The sequence below is a fragment of the Pseudomonadales bacterium genome (genome assembly GCA_041395665.1).
Taxonomy (GTDB): Bacteria; Pseudomonadota; Gammaproteobacteria; order Pseudomonadales; family UBA7239; genus UBA7239.
The window spans coordinates 222,303-241,992 of sequence record JAWLAB010000004.1 but is presented as its reverse complement, the minus strand read 5'-3'; the positions used below and the strand labels follow the sequence as shown (position 1 = coordinate 241,992).

Annotated in this window: 22 protein-coding genes; 13 read left to right on the top strand and 9 right to left on the bottom strand. The window is 50.3% G+C overall.

The genetic code is table 11. From position 1 onward, the window contains the following. A partial coding sequence (locus R3E63_07865) for a porin (GenBank protein MEZ5539851.1) occupies positions 1-611 on the bottom strand: 611 nt, incomplete at its 3' end. A 122-nt stretch (positions 612-733) separates the two neighbouring features. Further along, positions 734-937, bottom strand: coding sequence for a YezD family protein (locus tag R3E63_07860; GenBank protein ID MEZ5539850.1), 204 nt, complete (start codon positions 935-937; stop codon positions 734-736). A 151-nt stretch (positions 938-1,088) separates the two neighbouring features. Here R3E63_07860 and R3E63_07855 point away from each other — a divergent pair, with 151 nt between their 5' ends. The 4 genes from R3E63_07855 to R3E63_07840 all read left to right on the top strand — a co-directional run bounded on the left by R3E63_07855 (position 1,089) and on the right by R3E63_07840 (position 5,735). Further along, a complete protein-coding gene (locus R3E63_07855; GenBank protein MEZ5539849.1) occupies positions 1,089-2,021 on the top strand; it encodes an alpha/beta hydrolase in 933 nt (310 codons plus the stop codon). Continuing rightward, a complete protein-coding gene (locus tag R3E63_07850; GenBank protein MEZ5539848.1) occupies positions 2,022-2,639 on the top strand; it encodes a methyltransferase domain-containing protein in 618 nt (205 codons plus the stop codon). Between the two features lie 126 nt (positions 2,640-2,765). Further along, positions 2,766-4,142: a cytochrome P450 gene (locus R3E63_07845; protein MEZ5539847.1), complete on the top strand. Its 1,377-nt coding sequence runs from the start codon at positions 2,766-2,768 to the stop codon at positions 4,140-4,142. 117 nt (positions 4,143-4,259) lie between these two features. Beyond that, on the top strand, positions 4,260-5,735 hold the full coding sequence (locus R3E63_07840; protein ID MEZ5539846.1) for a cytochrome P450: 1,476 nt from the start codon (positions 4,260-4,262) through the stop codon (positions 5,733-5,735). On the opposite strand, the gene R3E63_07835 is transcribed toward R3E63_07840, so the two are convergent. Genes R3E63_07835 through gatC form a run of 4 tightly spaced genes read right to left on the bottom strand, consistent with a single transcriptional unit; the run spans position 5,705 to position 9,219 of the window. Beyond that, positions 5,705-6,001 (bottom strand): PA4642 family protein, encoded by a 297-nt coding sequence (locus tag R3E63_07835; protein ID MEZ5539845.1) that lies wholly within the window; start codon positions 5,999-6,001, stop codon positions 5,705-5,707. The two genes, R3E63_07840 and R3E63_07835, sit on opposite strands and share 31 nt — an antisense overlap. A 14-nt stretch (positions 6,002-6,015) precedes the next feature. Next, complete coding sequence (gene gatB, locus R3E63_07830) at positions 6,016-7,458, bottom strand: Asp-tRNA(Asn)/Glu-tRNA(Gln) amidotransferase subunit GatB (protein MEZ5539844.1); 1,443 nt, start codon at positions 7,456-7,458, stop codon at positions 6,016-6,018. Beyond that, positions 7,455-8,912, bottom strand: coding sequence for an Asp-tRNA(Asn)/Glu-tRNA(Gln) amidotransferase subunit GatA (gene gatA / locus R3E63_07825; GenBank protein MEZ5539843.1), 1,458 nt, complete (start codon positions 8,910-8,912; stop codon positions 7,455-7,457). The genes gatB and gatA overlap by 4 nt, the downstream gene beginning before the upstream one ends. 19 nt (positions 8,913-8,931) lie before the next feature. Further along, positions 8,932-9,219 (bottom strand): Asp-tRNA(Asn)/Glu-tRNA(Gln) amidotransferase subunit GatC, encoded by a 288-nt coding sequence (gene gatC, locus R3E63_07820; protein MEZ5539842.1) that lies wholly within the window; start codon positions 9,217-9,219, stop codon positions 8,932-8,934. Between the two features lie 197 nt (positions 9,220-9,416). Between gatC and R3E63_07815 the strand changes: the two genes are divergently transcribed. From R3E63_07815 to R3E63_07795, 5 genes are read left to right on the top strand one after another with little or no spacing between them, the layout of a single operon-like run. Next, entirely contained in the window at positions 9,417-10,451 is a 1,035-nt protein-coding gene (locus tag R3E63_07815) for a rod shape-determining protein (protein ID MEZ5539841.1), read from the top strand. 8 nt (positions 10,452-10,459) lie between these two features. After that, positions 10,460-10,699, top strand: coding sequence for an exodeoxyribonuclease VII small subunit (locus R3E63_07810; GenBank protein ID MEZ5539840.1), 240 nt, complete (start codon positions 10,460-10,462; stop codon positions 10,697-10,699). 10 nt (positions 10,700-10,709) lie between these two features. After that, a complete protein-coding gene (gene ispA / locus R3E63_07805; GenBank protein MEZ5539839.1) occupies positions 10,710-11,600 on the top strand; it encodes a (2E,6E)-farnesyl diphosphate synthase in 891 nt (296 codons plus the stop codon). Further along, positions 11,600-13,753 (top strand): glycoside hydrolase family 3 C-terminal domain-containing protein, encoded by a 2,154-nt coding sequence (locus R3E63_07800; GenBank protein MEZ5539838.1) that lies wholly within the window; start codon positions 11,600-11,602, stop codon positions 13,751-13,753. Before ispA ends, R3E63_07800 begins: the two co-directional genes overlap by 1 nt. Further along, entirely contained in the window at positions 13,750-14,508 is a 759-nt protein-coding gene (locus R3E63_07795) for a zinc ribbon domain-containing protein (GenBank protein MEZ5539837.1), read from the top strand. The genes R3E63_07800 and R3E63_07795 overlap by 4 nt, the downstream gene beginning before the upstream one ends. A gap of 18 nt (positions 14,509-14,526) precedes the next feature. Here the strand turns inward: R3E63_07795 and R3E63_07790 are convergent, their stop codons facing one another. Then, positions 14,527-15,456, bottom strand: a complete 930-nt coding sequence (locus R3E63_07790) for a sugar nucleotide-binding protein (protein MEZ5539836.1) — start codon at positions 15,454-15,456, stop codon at positions 14,527-14,529. A 54-nt stretch (positions 15,457-15,510) separates the two neighbouring features. Between R3E63_07790 and R3E63_07785 the strand changes: the two genes are divergently transcribed. The 4 genes from R3E63_07785 (at position 15,511) to R3E63_07770 (ending at position 19,033) form a co-directional block, all read left to right on the top strand. Continuing rightward, positions 15,511-16,257 carry an arginyltransferase gene (locus R3E63_07785; protein ID MEZ5539835.1) on the top strand — a complete coding sequence of 249 codons (747 nt, stop codon included), beginning with the start codon at positions 15,511-15,513 and terminating at the stop codon, positions 16,255-16,257. 31 nt (positions 16,258-16,288) lie between these two features. Then, the gene (locus R3E63_07780) at positions 16,289-16,729 is read left to right on the top strand and encodes a hypothetical protein (GenBank protein ID MEZ5539834.1); all 441 of its coding nucleotides are present in this window, start codon (positions 16,289-16,291) and stop codon (positions 16,727-16,729) included. Positions 16,730-16,742: 13 nt separating this feature from the next. Continuing rightward, on the top strand, positions 16,743-17,579 hold the full coding sequence (locus R3E63_07775) for a metal-dependent hydrolase (protein MEZ5539833.1): 837 nt from the start codon (positions 16,743-16,745) through the stop codon (positions 17,577-17,579). A gap of 116 nt (positions 17,580-17,695) precedes the next feature. Beyond that, a complete protein-coding gene (locus R3E63_07770; GenBank protein ID MEZ5539832.1) occupies positions 17,696-19,033 on the top strand; it encodes a VWA domain-containing protein in 1,338 nt (445 codons plus the stop codon). Positions 19,034-19,043: 10 nt separating this feature from the next. Here the strand turns inward: R3E63_07770 and R3E63_07765 are convergent, their stop codons facing one another. Further along, on the bottom strand, positions 19,044-19,415 hold the full coding sequence (locus R3E63_07765) for a type II toxin-antitoxin system death-on-curing family toxin (GenBank protein MEZ5539831.1): 372 nt from the start codon (positions 19,413-19,415) through the stop codon (positions 19,044-19,046). 12 nt (positions 19,416-19,427) lie between these two features. After that, on the bottom strand, positions 19,428-19,676 hold the full coding sequence (locus R3E63_07760) for a hypothetical protein (GenBank protein MEZ5539830.1): 249 nt from the start codon (positions 19,674-19,676) through the stop codon (positions 19,428-19,430). Between the last annotated feature and the right edge of the window lie 14 nt (positions 19,677-19,690).

Here is a 19,690-nt window from a genome sequence, read left to right as displayed (position 1 = left end):
TTGGTATCCGCCGAACTTTGCAGTCGTTCGAGACTTAATGATGGCGTGAACTTACCGATGCGAATTTTGGCATACGAGCTGTAATTGGCATCGACATACGCGTCCACTAGCGTAGAGGAGTTAGAACCAAAATCCGGCGTAATGCGAAAACCATAAGTTTCACCCAGCGTCCCTTCAATGGTTGGTCGCGCACGACGCACCAGAAATTGATCCGTGGCAGTGCGCGTATTGATTTCATCACTGCGCTGTTGTGCAGCCGTGTCACCGCTGTAAGGGTGCAGGCCTTTGATACCGCCGCCAAACACACGCACATCCGCCTGCAACAGGCCGCGCAGCTTGATCTCGTAGGCACCATCCGGTGATTTCAGACCGAAGCCCTTGTCTCCGGCCACGACCACAGGGGTCTTTTTCTTCTGCTCGGCAAACTCTGCCTGGGCAATTTCCTGCTGGCGCTCGAGCACCAGCACTTTCTGGCGCAGCTCCTCCAGCTGCTGCAGTATGTCGGGCGGCGTATCAGCATTGGCTGTATGACCGGTGTTGGATAGCGAGGCCAGTACCAGAGCCAGCGCAGTGGCCGTCAGACTGACGGGAGTGGGGGTAACATGTTTCATAGTCGAATCTCCAGATAACTTTGTGGGAAATCCGACTTCCGGTGGTCCGGTCAGCCGAGGGTAGGTCTGTCGTTGTATTCAACCGCCGGGACTGCCGGTAGGTCAGGTTTTAGTTGGATTGCTCAGTTCAGACGAATCTTTTTCTTGGCTTCGATCTGTGTCACCTTGCCGTCGTGTACGGTGATCTCCACCGAGCCATAGCGCAGGCCAGACAAGGCTCTGGCCACTTCGGCCAGCACACGGCTGTCCACTGAAGATTCATCCACCCCCGACGCGCCAGTGGCAGCCGGGTCGTGTTCCTGATGCTGTGAAGGCTTGTTGCTCATGGCGGTCACCGTGTCATGTCTGTTTCAGATGTTGCGCACGATACAGATCGCCCATAAAAACTAAAAAGAATATGTTTTTATATTTTTATAATTAATAGGAATATAAAACTCTATGAACGCCCCATCAAAGCTTCACTGATAGACTAGCCCGATGCCTAGTTTCCTCTCCCTCAACACGGCCTTAAGGCCACTGTGCTTCAACCCTGCTCTGGACACAGAACCTAGTGGTATTGATGCCTATCTTGGTTTTTATCAATTGGAAGCACTGACGGCTCAACATCGCATCGGCACTATTAACAGCAGCGAATATCGTCTTGCTGTGCAGTACTGGCTACCGGAAAACGCACAACACACCACACTCATCGCACACGGTTATTTTGATCATGTCGGCCTGTATCGCCATGTCATTCGCTTTTTGCTGGAAAACAATTACGCGGTGATTGCCTTTGATTTACCTGGGCACGGCTTGTCATCTGGCGCGCGCGCCGTGATTCACGATTTCGATGAATACGGGCAAGCGATTCACGCCATTCTCAGCGCCAGTACAGCGGGGAAATTGCCGCCCGTCACCTTAGGCTTTGGGCAGAGCACAGGCTGCGCGGCCTGGATGAACTTTCACATGGTGGGATTTCAAAACACCATCGAAAAAATGATTTTATTTTCTCCGCTATTGCGACCGGATCACTGGATAACGCTAGGCAATCCGTCCTATCTCGCCCTGCGCCATTTCGTGCAATTTATCCCTAGAAAATTCAAAAACAATTCCAGCGATAAAAAGTTTCTCCAGTTTTGCCACCACGAAGACCCGTTGCAGCCGCGCTTTCTCACCGTGGCCTGGGTGGGTGCGATGAAAAATTGGCTAGAGCGATTTCCAAAACAAACAGCTATTAAAATACCCACTTTGATTTTGCAGGGTCAAAACGACACAACCGTTGATTGGCGCTATAACATTCCTGCCATACAAAAAAAAATGCCTCTCACACAAGTACACTATTTAGCAGAAGCCAATCACCATCTCGCCAATGAAAGCCAAACCATTCGTGCGCGCATTGAGCAAATCGTTACAGCCTTTCTTGGAGCTTAAATGCGTAAGTCACTCTGGAAATATATCGGCATCGTGATGGACACCCTCCCCATCGCAGAACCCATCTACGAATTCGGTTCATATCAAGTTGAAAATATCGAACAAGACACCGATTTGCGACCGCTGTTTGCAGGAAAAACTTTTGTCGGCTGCGATATGCGCGCAGGCCCTGGCGTGGACAAAATCCTCAATCTGCACAACATTGATTTACCCGACAACACTGCCGGTACAGTATTTTTGATGGACACACTGGAGCATGTGGAATATCCGCACCAAGCCGTGTCCGAGGTGTATCGCATACTCAAACCGGGCGGACTGTTGGTGATGAGTTCCGTGTTGGATTACTTCATCCACGAAACACCGAATGATTTTTGGCGTTACACACCCGATGCGTTTCGCTCGCTACTGAAACCTTTTCGTCAAACGCATGTGGGTTGGTACGGCCCCGATTATTTTCCACAGACGATTGTTGGTATCGGCGTCAAAGAGGCGGAATATCCACTGGCTGAATTTGAACAACGCTACGCACAGTGGAATAAAAAATTCACGCACCAAGCGCGCATGGTGGAATTGGATTTGATGCGCCAAACCCTACGCGAGCTAGGCGAGCTTCCTTGATATTGATCAAACAGCAAATTAACCACTCTTTGACCTAGCACATCTTTCTGCCAGAACCCCGCGCCTAGAATGGAGATGTTTTCCACACATCCATTCTTTCTACCTCTAAAAACAGGGCGTACTTTCATGGCTAAAGTGATTTCACCTTACGGCGATTACATCAATCAACCCAATGCAACCGAGCTCGACCACATCCCCGGCGACTACGGCTTGCCGTTGATCGGTCACACTTTCAGCTATCTGAAAGACCCTCTGATTTGGACGCAAGAACGCTATAAACAATTTGGCCTGCTGCAACGCGTACAAACGACGGGCGTGCGCGGCTTGCTCGCGTTGGGGCCCGATCTCGCGCAGCAAGTCATGCTGGATATGGATCGCAATTTCTCCTCTAAAATGGGTTTCCATACGCGGCTGCAAACCTTCTTTGAAGGCAGCTTGATCATGGAAGATTTTGAGCACCACAAACACCAGCGCCGCATCGTGCAAAACGCCTTTAAGAACGATGCGCTGCAACACTACACGCGCGAAATCAACCGCATTTACGATCGCGCATTGGATGAGTGGGATGCAGATGTCGGCAAAACCATTCCATTTTTTATGTATATCAAAGATTTGTTATTGGTGGTTGCCGCTGAAATTTTTGCCGGGGAAACCGATTACAAAGGCGAGCGTGTTCGGCAGTTAAACAAAGCGTTTCTCGATGCCGTGAACGGTGTGATGTACCTCGTACCCTGGGATATTCCAGGCACGACCTACCACCGTGGCATTCAAGGTAAAAATTTCTTGAAGCAGTTTTTTGGTTCGATGATCGACGATAAGCGCCGTGGCGACGGCAAAGACATGCTGAGTTTGTTCAGCCGCGAAAAAGACGAAAACGGCGAATACTTCTCTGCTGAGGAAGTCACCAATCAAGCCATCTTCCTGATGTTTGCCGCGCACGACACCACCACAGCAGCCATCACGCACACTATCTATTACCTCGCACGCAATCCAGAAGTCAAAGAGAAGTTGATGAAAGAGATCGACTCGGTGGATTTGGATGGCCTGCTCTGGGAAGACCAAGAAAAACTGCCTTACATGCAGATGGTGTTCAATGAAACACAGCGTATCCGCCCTTCTGTACCACTCGTGCCGCGCCGCACCATTCGCGAGTGCGAAATGGCGGGGCATAAAATCCCTGCACACACCATGGTATTTGTGATGCCGCGTTTCACACACTGGATGGAAGAATACTGGACTAACCCTGCCCAATTTGACCCAGAGCGTTTCTCGCCTGAGCGCGCAGAACATAAGAAGCACGCCTTCCAGTTCTTCCCCTTTGGTGGTGGCGCGCACAAATGTATCGGCATGCACTTCGCGCAGATGGAGTACCGCAACTTCCTATTCAAGTTTCTCAAGCGCTTTGACTTTGAATCGCGCCACGCGAAGCAGGATGTCTATATGCAGACCTTCCCGCTGCCGAAGCCAGACGACGACATGCCTATTCTGATGCGCCGTCGCTAAACCTTCTCGCCAAGGCGATCAGCGCACCGCTCTGGTGCGCTCGGCATCCGACGAATATCGGATTGGTTGCTCGCTAGTCACTCCTTATGATGCTCGCCATCTATGAGGAGTAGAAACATGGCAAAAGTTATTGAACCTTACGGCGATTACATCCATCAGCCTAACTGCAAAGACTTGGATCATATCCCTGGCGACTACGGCTGGCCGGTGCTGGGTCACACCGTTGACTATGTCAAAGATCCTTTTATTTGGGCGCAAGAACGCTATAAAAAATACGGTTTGCTGCAGCGCGTTTCCACTGTGGGTATGCGCGCTGTGTTGGCGATGGGTCCAGACCTAGCGCAACAAGTACTGCTGGATACCGAACGCAACTTTTCTTCCAAAATGGGTTTTGGTGATCGCGTACAGAAGTTCTTCGAGGGCAGCCTCATCATGGAAGACTTCGATCATCACAAACACCAGCGCCGTATCGTACAAAACGCATTCAAAAATGATGCATTGCAACACTACACACGCGAAATTAACCGCATCTATGATCGCGCGTTAAACGAATGGGAAGCCGACGCAGGCAAAACCATTCCGTTTTTCACTTACATCAAAGAATTGCTGTTGATTGTTGCTGCAGAAATTTTTGCTGGCGAAACGGATTACAAAGGTGATCGCGTTAAATACTTGAACAACGCGTTCATTGATGCCACTCGCGGCTTGATGTATTTATTCCCCGTCAATTTCCCCGGCTTTGTTTATCACACCGGCATGCAGGGCAAAAAACGCTTACAAGGTTTTTTCCGTCCAATGATCGACGAAAAACGCCGTGGCGATAGCTTGGACATGCTGAGTATTTTCAGCCGCTCTACTGACGAAAATGGTGATTATTTCTCAGCGGAAGAAGTCACCAACCAAGCCATCTTCTTGATGTTTGCAGCGCACGACACCACGACCGCCGCCATCACACATACGATTTACTATCTTGCACGCCATCCTGAAATCAAGAAAAAACTGCAAGAAGAAATCGACTCCATCGAGCTTGATGGTTTGTTGTGGGAAGACCAAGAAAAACTGCCTTACATGCAGATGGTATTCAACGAAGTACAGCGCATTCGCCCTTCTGTGCCTTCTGTACCTCGCCGCACCATTCGCGAGTGTGAAATGGCAGGTCATCGTGTTCCAGCCAACACTATGGTTCTTACTCTGCCGCGCTTTACCCATTGGATGGAAGAATACTGGACCAGCCCATTCAAATTCGATCCAGAGCGTTTCTCACCAGAGCGCGCCGAACATAAAAAACACGCCTTCCAATTCCATCCTTTCGGTGGCGGCGCACACAAATGTATCGGCATGCACTTTGCACAGATGGAGTACAGAAACTTCCTGTTCAAGTTCATGAAGCGCTACGATTTCGAATCGCGTCACAAAACAGAAGATGTATATATGCAGACTTTCCCGCTGCCAAAACCCAGCGACGATATGCCACGTCTTCACTCGCCGCTAAGTAATCTCAACGGTAGGTATAAAAACCGGCAGTGCCGGTTTTTTTATACCTTTTATTCCATCAATTTTCTTTACAGAAAAGGCAAATACTCATCACCGTGACGGTGCGTTTTAATCATGTCACGAACCGTTTCTCCATCCGTATTTTTTGCTTCAATATCTTTGCCTGCTTCACGAAAAAAGCCAACGAATCGCTCAAACTCATCAGGCTTCATACTTTTATACGCACTGTGCAACACATGAAAGTCTGCGTTAACACCTGCTGGCGGCAATACATCTAAAAACACACGCAGTTGCTCATCGGTACGATGCTCATTCTCGACAATTTTTTTGTCTTTTTTCTTTACTACAACAACTTCTTCGCTCATTGCACTACTGCCTCTCAGCCTTGCAGCTTTTTCAAAAGAATTTCATTCACTTGTTGCGGATTGGCTTTGCCTTGCGACACTTTCATCACCTGCCCGACAAAGAAGCCCAACATTTTCGGGCGCTTATCTTCGGCAGCACCGCGATAGTTTTCCACTTGCAGCGGATTGTTAGCGATGATGTCATCAACAATCTTTTCAATCGCCCCGCTGTCTGAAACTTGCTTCAAACCTTCACGCTCGATGATTTCGTCAGCAGTGCCGCCGCTATTCCACAACAACTCAAACACTTGCTTGGCAATTTTTCCGGAAATCGTGCCGTCTTTGATGCGCGCAATCAAACCACCCAACTGCGCAGCAGACACAGGGCTCTGTGCCAAACTCAAACTATTTTTGTTGAGCACGGCCATCAACTCCACCATCACCCAGTTGGCGGACAATTTAGCATCGCCGCAAGCAGCAACAGTTTGCTCATAAAAATCGGCCGTGACGCGCTCGGCACTCAACTGACCTGCATCATAATCAGACAAACCATACTGCTGCACAAAGCGTTGCTGCTTCGCGTCAGGCAGCTCAGGCAATGCCGTGCGTAGCGTATTGATGTAGACATCATCCAACACTACCGGCAACAAATCAGGGCAAGGGAAATAGCGGTAGTCATTCGCTTCTTCTTTGCTACGCATCGAGCGCCCTGTTTTGGTATCGCCGTTATACAAACGCGTTTCTTGGATAACTTTGCCGCCGTCTTCGATCAACTCGATTTGGCGTTCAACTTCATAACGAATCGCATCTTCCATAAAACGGAAAGAATTGAGGTTTTTGGTTTCAGTACGCGTACCCAAAGCAGCACCCAGCTTGCGCACCGAAATATTGACATCAAAGCGCATGGAGCCTTGCGACATCTCACCGTCACAAATACCCAAAGTGGTGACAATGCTGTGCAATTTTTTTGCAAACGCCACCGCCTCTTCTGCATTGCGCATATCCGGCTCGGTGACGATTTCAATCAGCGGCGTACCCGCGCGATTCAAATCAATACCACTCATGCCTGCATAATCTTCATGCAGTGATTTACCAGCATCTTCTTCCAAATGTGCGTGGTGAATGCGTACGCGTTTGACACTGCCGTCTGACAGTGTGACATCCACATGCCCCGCACCCACAATCGGCTCAGCCAACTGTGTGGTTTGATAGCCTTTCGGCAAATCAGGATAAAAATAATTTTTGCGTTCAAATACCGAGCGATGCGGAATTTCTGCATCAATCGCCAGACCAAACATCACTGCCATACGCACAGCTTCTTCATTTAACACTGGCAGCGTACCGGGTAGCGCTAAATCAATCGCGCAAGCTTGCGTGTTGGGTTCTGCGCCAAAGGCCGTAGAGCTGCCAGAAAAAATTTTGGTTTTCGTGGCGAGCTGCACATGGATTTCTAAACCGATAACCGTTTCCCAACTCATGCGGCAACTCCCGCTGGCTGTTGCGTGTGCCAGTCCGTCACTTGTTGGAAACGATGCGCGACATTGAGCATACGCGCTTCATCAAAATAATTGCCAATGATTTGTAAACCGACGGGCTTTGCATCCACCAAACCGCAAGGCAGCGACATACCAGGCAAGCCCGCCAAATTGGTGGCGATGGTGTAAATATCTTCCAAATACATCGCAACAGGATCGCTACCTTTTGAGCCAAATTGGAATGCGGGCGATGGCGAAGTCGGCCCCATAATCACATCCACCTGTTTGAAGGCATCAACAAAATCTTGCTGGATTAAACGGCGCGCCTGTTGCGCTTTGCGATAGTAGGCATCGTAAAAACCAGCAGACAACACATAAGTACCAACCAAAATTCTGCGCTTCACTTCTTCGCCAAAACCTTCGGCTCTCGAACGGCAATACAAATCAGCAAGGTCTTGTGGATTTTCACAGCGATAACCATAACGCACGCCATCAAAACGCGACAAGTTGGCCGAACACTCTGCTGGCGCGATGACATAGTAAGCAGGCACAGCGAGATGCGAATGCGGCAGAGAAATTTCCACCAATGTTGCGCCTAGTTTTTCATATTCACGCAGCGCCGCTTGCACACACTCGGCCGTTTGCGCATTCAATCCTTCGCCAAAATATTCTTTTGGTACGCCGATTTTTAAGCCACGCAAATCGTTGTTTAAGCTCGCGCAGTAATCCGGCACTTCACGATCCAAACAAGTGGAATCTTTTGCATCAAAACCGGACATCGCACCGAGCAACAAGGCGACATCTTCCGCCGTGCGCGCCATCGGCCCCGCTTGATCCAAACTGGAGGCAAACGCAATCATGCCCCAGCGCGAAACGCGGCCGTAAGTAGGTTTCAAACCGGTAATACCGCACAACGCAGCGGGCTGACGAATCGAACCGCCGGTATCCGTTGCCGTTGCAGCAGGTGCTAAACGCGCAGCAACACAGGCAGCACTGCCACCCGATGAACCACCAGGCACGCACTGCACATCCCAAGGATTTTTTACTGCGCCGTAAAAACTGGTTTCGTTGGATGAACCCATCGCAAACTCATCCATGTTGGTTTTACCCAACATCACCAAACCTTGCTCGCGATATTTCGCCACCACCGTTGCATCGTAAGGCGAAATAAAGTTATCGAGCATGCGCGAACCGCAACTGGTGCGCACGCCTTGTGTACAAAAAATATCTTTGTGCGCAAATGGCACGCCCGTTAAAAATGCAGCGTTACCTGCGGCGCGGCGTGCATCCGCAGCATCCGCTTCCGCCAGTGCCTTTTCAGCGGTAACGGTGATAAAGCTGTTGTAGTTTTTATCGTGTTGCGCAATGCGATCTAAAAAATGTTGCGTCGCTTCGTGGCTGGAAAATTGTTTCTCTGCCAGAGCTTGCGCAATTTGCGCCACGGTGAGGTTGTGGATTGCTGTCATCGTGCTCGCCTCACTCAATCACTTTCGGCACGAGGAACAAACCGTCAGCCACTGCAGGCGCGATAGCTTGCAACGCAGCGCGTTGATCTGGCTCGCTCACCACATCGGCACGCAGGCGTTGCACGGCATCCAGCGGGTGAGACATCGGCTCCACGCCCGTGGTATCCGCCGCTTGCAGTTGATCGATGAGCGTCAACACATCGCCCAAGCTCTGCGTGGTGCGAGCCAGCACGGCATCATCCAGCCCGAGACGCGCCAGCTTCGCCAGCTGCTCGACCTGTTGGCGTTCAAAGACCATCGAGATACTCCAAATACGGGTTCAAAATTGGGCGGCAAGCACCCCAAGACGGGTAGCCGCGAAGGGTCGGCAAAATACCATATTTCACCGGATAAATCCGTGATAAATGCGCCTTTCACCTTGCCCAAAGCCCTCGTCATTGCTAGAGTTGCGCGCCTTACTGCGGCACTCAGTCGCGCACCTCACCAGGGATACCCATGCTCAACAAATTTCGTGGAATGTTTTCTACCGACTTGTCGATCGACCTCGGCACAGCCAACACCATCATTTATGCACGCGGCCGCGGCATTGTGCTCGACGAGCCCTCCGTGGTCGCCATCCGCCATCACAACGGCCAAAAAAGTGTTGAAGCCGTAGGCTTAGAAGCCAAACGCATGTTGGGCAGAACACCGGGCAACATCACGGCTATTCGTCCACTGAAAGACGGCGTCATTGCTGACTTTCAAATCACCGAAAAAATGCTGCAGCACTTCATCAAAAAAGTACACGAAAACAGTTTTATGAAGCCCAGCCCACGCGTATTGATCGGCGTACCATGCAAAGCCACTGAAGTCGAAAAACGCGCGATTCGTGAATCGGCACTCGGCGCCGGTGCGCGCGAAGTGCGCTTGATTGATGAACCAATGGCCGCTGCTATCGGTGCAGGCCTCAATGTTGGCGAAGCCAATGGCTGCATGGTGGTCGATATCGGCGGCGGCACCACAGAAATCGCCATCATTTCTTTGAATGGCGTGGTCTATGCCGATTCCGTGCGTATTGGCGGTGATCGCTTTGACGAAGCCATCATCACTTATGTGCGCCGCAATTACGGCATTGTGATTGGTGACGCCACCGCTGAGCGCATCAAACAAGAAATCGGTTGCGCTTTTGCCAGCAATGAAGTGCGTGAAATTGATGTGCGCGGTCGCAATTTAGCTGAAGGCGTGCCGCGTCAATTCACTTTGAGTAGCGACGGCATTTTGGATGCACTGCAAGAACCGCTGCAAGGTATCGTGCAAGCGGTGAAAGCAGCACTCGAACAATCACCACCTGAATTGGCGTCGGATATTGCAGAAAACGGCATCGTGTTGACCGGTGGCGGTGCACTGCTGCGCGACATCGACAAACTATTGATGGAAGAAACAGGCTTGCCTGTCATCGTCGCAGAAGACCCACTGTCTTGTGTGGCAAAAGGTGGCGGCAAAGCACTGGATATTATCGACCGTTTGAACCTTGATCTGCTCTCAAGCTGAGAAAAACCATGGCCGGCAAGAAAAAAAATGACGAGGAGTTAAATCTTGAAAGCGCGCTCGAAAAATTAGAGCTGCTGGTAGAAAGTTTAGAAAAAGGTGAACTCAGCCTCGAAGAATCTCTGAAAGTTTTTGAAGACGGCATCAAATTAACGCGGCATTGCCAAGAAACGCTGTCTGCCGCTGAACAAAAAGTGCAATTATTGATTGAAAAAAATGGTTCGTTGAAAAGCGAACCATTCGACAATTAATTTTCACACGATGACAACAACTTCTTTCCAGCAGTTTTTACAACACTGCCAGCAGCGCGTCACCACTGCGCTCGACCACTCACTCCCCTCTGCAACAGAACCCGCTCTGCTACTCAAACAGGCCATGCGCTACAGCGCACTGAACGGCGGCAAACGCGTGCGCGCCACGCTGGTTTATGCGGCAGCGCAAAGCATTGTTGGCGACGCGCCACATTTCACTGACAACATCGCCTGCGCGTTGGAGTGTATTCACGCTTACTCTTTAGTACACGACGATTTACCGTCGATGGACGATGATGCATTGCGTCGCGGGCAGGCGACTTGTCATATCGCTTTTGATGAAGCCACCGCCATACTCGCCGGTGATGCACTGCAAACACTCGCGTTTGAATGTTTAGCCAGCGCCAATTTATCGGCTGAAGTGCGTTGTGCGTTGATACAAACACTGGCACAAGCCTCTGGCGCAGCAGGCATGGTGGCAGGTCAAGCGATGGATTTAGCCGCAGAAAACCGTCAAATCACATTAGAAGAATTAAAAGCACTGCATCAACATAAAACAGGCGCATTGATTCGCGCCAGCGTGCGCTGTGGCGCATTATCCGTTGGTGCAAACAACGAACAATTGGATGCATTAAATACTTACGCCAATGCCATCGGCCTCGCATTTCAAGTACAAGACGATATTCTCGATATTGAAAGCAGCACCGAACAACTCGGCAAACAACAAGGTGCAGATCTTGCGCTGAATAAATCCACCTACCCTGGCCTGCTCGGTCTTGAGCAAGCCAAGCAGCACGCACAAGCGCTTTATCAAGAAGCGATTTCGGCTTTATCCATTTTTGGCGATAAAGCAGAACATCTGCGCGAGTTGGCGCATTACATCATCGAGCGAAAATTCTGATGCGCTGGTGGCAAATGGTTCGTTCACTGTTTGCTCGCACAGATTTAGACGCGTACGCGGCGCATTGGCCGCGTCAGATGACACCACAACAAATCGAACAAACTGTTGAAAAATTATTGCGTGAAATGTCTCTGCCAGAAAAAATTGCGCAGATGTCTGGCGATGGCGGCAACTTTTCTCTACTGAAATTGGGCTTTTTTGTTTTTTTACTCAAACGCTTCCCCAATATGTATTCAGGAGAAAACGCTCGATTACACATCCCGCCGCTTTCTTTTACCGACGGACCGCGCGGTGTTGTAATCGGCAATGCCACTTGTTTTCCTGCTGCCATGACGCGTGGCGCCAGTTTTGATACTGCTTTAGAACAAGAAATTGGCGCAGCGATTGGGCGAGAAGCGCGTGCTAGCGGCGCTAATTATTTTGCTGGCTTATGCGTTAATTTATTGCGCCACCCCGCCTGGGGGCGCGCACAAGAAACTTACGGCGAAGACAGTTTTCACCTCGACGCGATGGGTACAGCTTTGATGCGTGGCGTGCAATCACAGGGCATGATGGTTTGCGCAAAACACTTTGCCGTGAACAGCATCGAAAACTCGCGTTTTTATCTGGATGTTGTGATTGACGAACAAACGCTACACGAAATCTATCTGCCGCATTTCAAATCACTGGTAGATGCTGGCGTTGATTCTTTGATGAGCGCTTACAACAAAATTAACGGCGAATACTGCGGGCATAGCCACGACTTGCTGCACAACATTTTGCGCGAGCAGTGGCAGTTTGATGGCTTTGTTTCCTCAGATTGGCTGTGGGGCATTTACGAAACAGAAAAACCTGCCAACACCGGCATGGATATTGAAATGCCGCGCGCACATTTTTATGGCAAACGACTCGTAAAAGCCGTTAATAATGGCGCTGTCTCTATCGAAAAAGTTGATGCCAGCGTGCGACGCATTCTCACGGCTAAATTACGCTGGCTGACGCATTTGCCACAGGAAAAACTTGATCGCGCTGTTATTGCTTGTGATGCACATCGCGAGCTGGCGCAACGCGCTGCCGAGCAATCCATCGTGCTTTTGCAAAATAACAATGTACTGCCGTGGCAAGCAGATCAACTAAAAGAAAAAACCATTGCCGTGATTGGCGAGCTGGCGCATACACCCTGCCTTGGCGACCACGGCAGCAGCCGCGTATCGCCACCCGAAGTCACGACGATTTTGGATGGCCTGCGCGAACGCGCTGACGAAAAAATCACGCTGGTTTTTCATGACGGAAAAGATGCTTCACAAGCGGCCGATGTCGCGCGCCGAGCGGAAGCCGTACTGTTGGTTGCGGGCTATCACGCCGAAGATGAAGGAGAAAATCTCACCTCCAATCGCAAACCTGTCGCCAACCCTAAAGTGCCGCGTGGCGGTGATCGCGCTTCATTGCGTTTGAACGAAGCACAAGAAAATTTAATTCTTGCCGTTTGTAACGCCAACAAAAATACAGTTGTTACTATTATTGCAGGCAGCGCAGTGATGATGGATCAGTGGCAACACACAGCAGGTGCAATCCTGTTTGCAGGCTACCCCGGCATGAAAGGCGGTCACGCGCTCGCCAACATTCTTTTTGGCGTTGTGAATCCCTCAGGAAAGCTGCCATTCACCATTCCTGCCAATGAAAATCAACTGCCTGCTTTTGATTGCTGGGCAACTACCGCGCATTACGATTATTTTCACGGCTACGCACTGTGCGATCACTTACAACAAACCCCCGCTTTTGCGTTTGGCTTTGGGCTTTCTTACAGCAGATTTCAATGCATCGCACCGCAAACAGACAAACGCGAATACAGCGTCGATGACACCATTCAAATCACTGCTGAGCTACACAACACCAGTGATCGACAAGGCGCAGAAGTTTTGCAGTGTTACGCTGGCCACAAAAACTCAAACATCGCACTCTCTGCAAAAAAACGCTTGCAGGCTTTCCAAAAAATTGCTTTAGCCCCTAACGAGAAAACGCCAGTTATTTTTGAAATTCCTGTAAAACAGTTAGCGCGCTACAACAGCAAGCAGTGCGCTTGGTTTGTTGAAGTTGGCGAATACAACCTATGGATAGGTAATTCATCACGCGCAGAAGATTTACAACACCTAACCATCACGGTTTACACATGATGCAATGTCCAAAGTGTGGCTATACAAGAAAATCAACTGACGATCATGTACACCGTGATATCTGCCCTGCCTGTGGTATCGCCTATCAAAAATGGCTGGCGCGACAAAAACCCGCTACAGAAAAAGCGTTTGAAGAAGCAATACCTGAGGAGGAAGAAACACTCGATGTTGATCACATCTCCGTATGGCAACGATTAACCTATGTACCAGAAAACACAGACATCACTACGCTCTCTGCACGCGCGCTGTTACTGGTCACGCTCACCTTGTGGTGGGGATCGCTCACTATTCACGGCATAGATTGGGAAGTGATCGGCGGCTCTTTCATGCACAACATCAACTTGGCTTTCCATGAATTTGGCCATGTTTTGTTCGCACCGCTGGGCGAATTGATGATGTTTCTCGGCGGCAGCCTTTTTCAAATTTTATTGCCGTTAATTTGCTTGGGCGTATTTAGTTTTCAGCAGCACGATAATTTTGCAGCTTCAATCATGCTCGCGTGGTGCGGACAAAGCTTTGTGGATGTTGCGCCCTATATTCGCGATGCAGAATATCGCGCACTGCCTTTAGTGGGCGGCGCAACCGAAGCCAATCACGATTGGGGCAATATTCTGACAATGTTAGATGCTGTATCCAGCTGTTACACACTGGCAAAAATTAGTTTTGCTATCGGAGTGATGGTGATGCTGCTCGGCTTAGCATGGAGTATTTATCTTTTGTGGTTGCAATATCGCTCTCTGCCACAAACCCATTGAAAAACCAAAACAAAACAATCAAACATCGCCTTCTTCATTTTCTTCTTTTTCGATACGCACAGCGGTTGCACTATCTTCTGCATTTAACACCGTCAAAGCACGGCGCACACCACTGGTTAAACCCGCACGCCAAGGGTGTTGCTTAATGCCAAAAGTGTTGCGAATTTTTCCGCAATCTAATGCCCACGATAATGGTGGAAGGTTTTCTGCCAAATCGTGCATCTCGGTTTGCAAATCCAAATCTGATTTCTCCACGATTTGTTTGATTAAGCGCGCAAAATCAAAATAGCTGATCGCATCGGTGCCGCTGTAGTGATAAACACCCCATGGCTCGATACCGCAACTCAACTGCTGCAACACAGCAATAATTACTCGCGCTGCATCGCGCACTGATGTGGGAGAAAAACGGTAGCGGGCAGATACTCTTGCCTCTCCAGCCCTGCGCCAAGCCGCCAACAAATCCGTCAGAATATTTTGGCCAATACTGCTAAACAGTTCACCCGTACGCAAAATTAAATGGCGTGGACAAGTTTCAATTACCGCTCGCTCGCCCGCCCAACGCAGCGCACCATAAGTGCTTTGTGCATCCGGCTCATCGGTTTCACGATAATTACTGGCTTGCATACCAGAAAAGACCTGCGCATCTGACAACTGCAATAAAAAACAATTCGTTGTTGCAGCCGCTAACGCCAATACCTCAGGATTACGCGCATATTGCACAGCCTGTTCGCTCGTGCCTGGATCAATATCGCCACCACCAAAAGGTAGATGCTGCACATTGACGATGCCGCTGATTTTGTTCTTACGCAGCAATGCATCCAGCTCTGTTGCGGTAATTGTCGCCAGCGTTGCCGCATCCAACAGCACGAATGGAAACTGCATCTGCTCTAAACGAAATAGCAGCGAGCGCCCCAGTGGCGATTCCGCACCACACAACAAAATTTTCATCGAAGGAGTTCCTGTGCTTTCAAAGTGATATGGGTAGAATGGTACAGAACCCTGATGATGACTGCGAACATCGCCCGCATGACCAGCCAATCCATCTCTCTCTTAATCACCGCGCCACACGCATGCAGCTATCTGCACGGCCAAGAAGCCAGCACCGCCTTCGTCAATCCTGAGATCCGAATCACACCCTTTCTGTTTTCTCGCTTGGCCGAAGCAGGGTTTCGCCGCAGCGGGCAGCATGTTTATCGCCCGCAATGCCAGCACTGCAATGCCTGTATTCCTGTGCGCATTCCCGTACAAGCGTTCGCGCCCAATCGCAATCAAATGCGTTGTATTAAACGCAACACGGATTTGGATGTGCGACAAATTGCATCCATCAATAGCGATGCCTGTTACGCGCTGTATGAAAAATACATCAACACGCGGCATCAAGACGGCGATATGTACCCCGCCACACGCGAGCAGTACGACAACTTTTTAGGTGTGCCATGGCCCGAGAGTTTTTATCTCACTTATTACAGCAAAAATAGACTGATCGCTGTTTCTGTCTGCGATCGTTTCGACAACGGCTATTCAGCGGTTTACACTTTTTTTGACCCTGACGAACACGCACGCAGCTTGGGCGTGTTCGCCGTATTAAATCAAATTGTGCGCGCCAAATTAGAAGGTTTGGATTATTTGTATTTGGGATATTGGATAAAAAACTGCGACAAAATGCGCTACAAAAGCCAGTATCAACCACTGGAAATGCGCGTTAATAACCAATGGCAAGTGTTTTCACTCGATACAATCAACAACTAAATAACTAAACAACGAAACAAGGAGCACAACCATGACCACCGCAAACAATGCACAAGCTCGCCTCGCCATGCACGGCTGTATCGTTTTATTGCTCGGTTTACTGGGCGGCATTGGTTTTTCTTATGCCGCTGCCGTGGCGGATACCAGCAGCGAGCTGTATCGCATTTGGAAGTTTGTGCATTTAGAGGGCATCATCAACGGTATCGTGGTGTTGGCTGTCGCCGGCTTCTGGCACACGCTGCCACACGAACAGAAAACCGTAAAAACCGGCAAGTGGACACTGCTGATCGGCGCATACTGCAACGCCATCGGCCCTTGGCTCACCGCTTTGTTTATCGGTCATCGCGTCATCCAACCACAAACGGCTTTTGAAAGTTTTGTCGTCTACGGCTTCTATATTCCAGGCACACTGCCGCTGATTTCTTTTGCGCTGTTTGCTTGGGTGCTGTTTCGCACAACAGCAAAATCCTGATTCGGAGTTTTGTATGCCTAGCGCACTGAAAATTCGCCATATTGATTTCCAGTTTCCCGATGACATGCCGTGGAATTGGAATCCTGGCAATCCTGCTTGGGGAAACGCAGGCTTGTTTTTTTGCCTAACCGCACCTGGCTTTGAGCGTTATTTCATCAAAGCGATTCGCCAAGCGATGCCACAAATAAAAAATCCGTCTATCGCAGAAGAAGCTGATTTATTTTGCAAACAAGAAGGACAGCATTCACGCCATCATCAAGCACATATCGCGATGTTGACCAAACGCTACCCTGATCTGAAACAAGTGATGACAGAAATCATGCAATCGTATGACGAACTATACGAACAGGAATCACAAGATTTTCACTTGGCGTATGCCGCTGTGGTTGAAGCAACCTTCTCACCACTGACCAAATTTGTCGTCGACAACCGCCATCATTTATTCAAAGAATCCGACACACGCATGGCTTCTTTTTTGATGTGGCATTTGATGGAAGAATACGAACATCGCAGCTCGGCGCTGAATATTTATAACGATGTGGTTGGCAGCTATTGGTATCGTCTGCGCATGGCGCCGCGCGTTATCAAACACTTGATGAGCGTAATTCAGTTAATCGAAAAACGCTGCAATGCCTGTGTGCCAGCACAAGACATGGGCGCGCCGATGAATATGAATGATCAAAGTTTTCTGAAAACGATTCCGCTAACCAGCAAACTAGGCATGGTGTGGGATCTCGCCTGCACGCTGCTGCCTTTTCACAATCCGGACCACGCCGCATCATCACCGTGGATTAAACAGTGGTTTGCGGATGAAGCGGCGGGCGCGGATATGACTACTTACTACTCCTGAACACGCATAAAAACCCTCTAAAAATACAGATAAAACTAGCAGGCTCATGCCATGAGCCTTCCACTCTGTAGAGTTGTCCTGTGATCGACACCCGCGTCGATCGAACAGGAGACTCTATGGAACGCCAGCAAACCCCACAAATCCTGATCACGCCACTCAAGCCAGCCCTCATCGCCGGCATGAGCCAAAAGCTGCCTGTGTTGGTGCGTGTGCAAGCACCGGACCCCGATCTCGCGCTGCAAAAATCGCGCAAGCCCTATCACCTAGCACTGGTGATTGATCGCTCCGGCTCTATGTCGGGCGAGCCGCTGATTGAGGCACTGCGCTGTGCGCGCTACATCGTCGATCAACTCACGGCGACCGATGTTGTTTCACTCACCGTGTTTGATGATCGCGTTAACACTCTGGTCAACGCGCAAGCGGTGGGCGATCGTAAAGTGCTGCATCAAGCACTGGCGCACATTCAATCGGGCGGCAGCACCAACTTACACGGCGGCTGGTTGGCGGGCAGTAACTCCCTGCTGAGCAACGCCAAAGCCGCTGCGCTGGCGCGCGTGATTCTGCTCTCAGATGGCAATGCCAATGTGGGTGTCACCACCGATACCAAGGTCATCGCTGCGCTGTGCGCTGAGGCCGCTGAACGCGGTGTCACCACCTCTACTTACGGGCTGGGGCGCGACTTCAATGAAGACCTGATGGTGGAGATGGGCGAGCGCGGTGGTGGCAATCACTACTACGGCGACACTGCTGCCGACCTGTTCGAGCCGTTCGCCGAGGAGTTCGACTTCATCTCCAACCTCTACGCCCGCCAAATGCGTTTGGCACTGGCGGCTCCCGCTGGCGTCAACATCACCCTGCTCAACGATTATCCCGTCGAGCAGCGAGAAGGCTTTCCGCTGATTCTGATGCCTGACTTAGCGCTGGGTGCAGAGGCTTGGGCTTTGGTCGAGCTGGAAATCCCCGCCAATATGGCGAGCGAAACTGCCGTCACACTGCTGCAAGCGGGTATTACCGCCACCACGCCAGACTGCTTGCCCATCACGGTCGCTGATGCAGCGCTCGCCTTGAGCGCGATGTCAGCTCAGGCTTGGGAAATGCTAATCAAAGATCCGCTGGTATTGGCTCGCCAAGCAGAAATCGAAGCGGCTCAATGGTTGGAGCGCGCACGGCTGCTGGCGCAAGCGGGTGATTTGGCCGGTATTGAAAAAATGATTGCCGAAGGACGCGTGCGTTTTGCTGAACACGCTTGGGTTATCGAAGTGTTGGAAAGCCTCGAACAGCTGGCAAAAGAAATGGACTACATCCGTTTCTCCAAAGAGGCTTTATACAGCAGCAAAAAAATGCGCAAACGCCTCGCAGCTAAAGAGGAAGCGTTTGACACGCTGAACGAGGATGAGATGGCGCTTTATCTCCGCCGCAAGCGTTCGCAGGGCAAATCACAGTTCGAGCCATAAACACGGCAACTCAACACCGCCGCCTCAACCACTGCGCCAGTTCTTTTTCGTCGGTGAGTCGTTGGGCGGCGCGGATGATCATGTCGCCCACTTCTGCGGCTGAACCCAAATCCGTTTTGACATCGTTAATCTGCAAGCAAATACGCATCGCAGCATACGCCGTGCGTTTATTGGCATCATTGAAGGTGCGTCCAACAGCAATATAGGTTGCATAGCACGCAGCCAATTCATGCACATCTTCGATCATTCCATAGTGGATGCGGTTCTCTACCCGAGCGATCACGGCATCGACCGATTTATCTCCTGCCATACCCTGCAGCTCGTGTGAGCCAATAACAGCATCGTGAATTTGCACCACATCCTGTGCGCTGAGATATTTCATCGTCCTCGCTCCTTATTTGTCTCTCAGGTAATCCAATACCGGCCGCATTTCAGCCTGTGTTTCAGCCAGTGCGCGAGCAATGTCGTCTGTATCCGCGGGCTCAAATTGCAAATCATCCACCGCTGCCACAGGTACGAAATAGCCCACCACTTTATTGCGATTGAGCACTGCGACGGGTGAGGAGCCTGCCTGCTCCAGCACTTTGGCAGGGTCGCGCAGTTCCGTGAGCGATACGGTTTTGTGGGTCAACAAATGTTCCATGCAGCTCTCCTTTG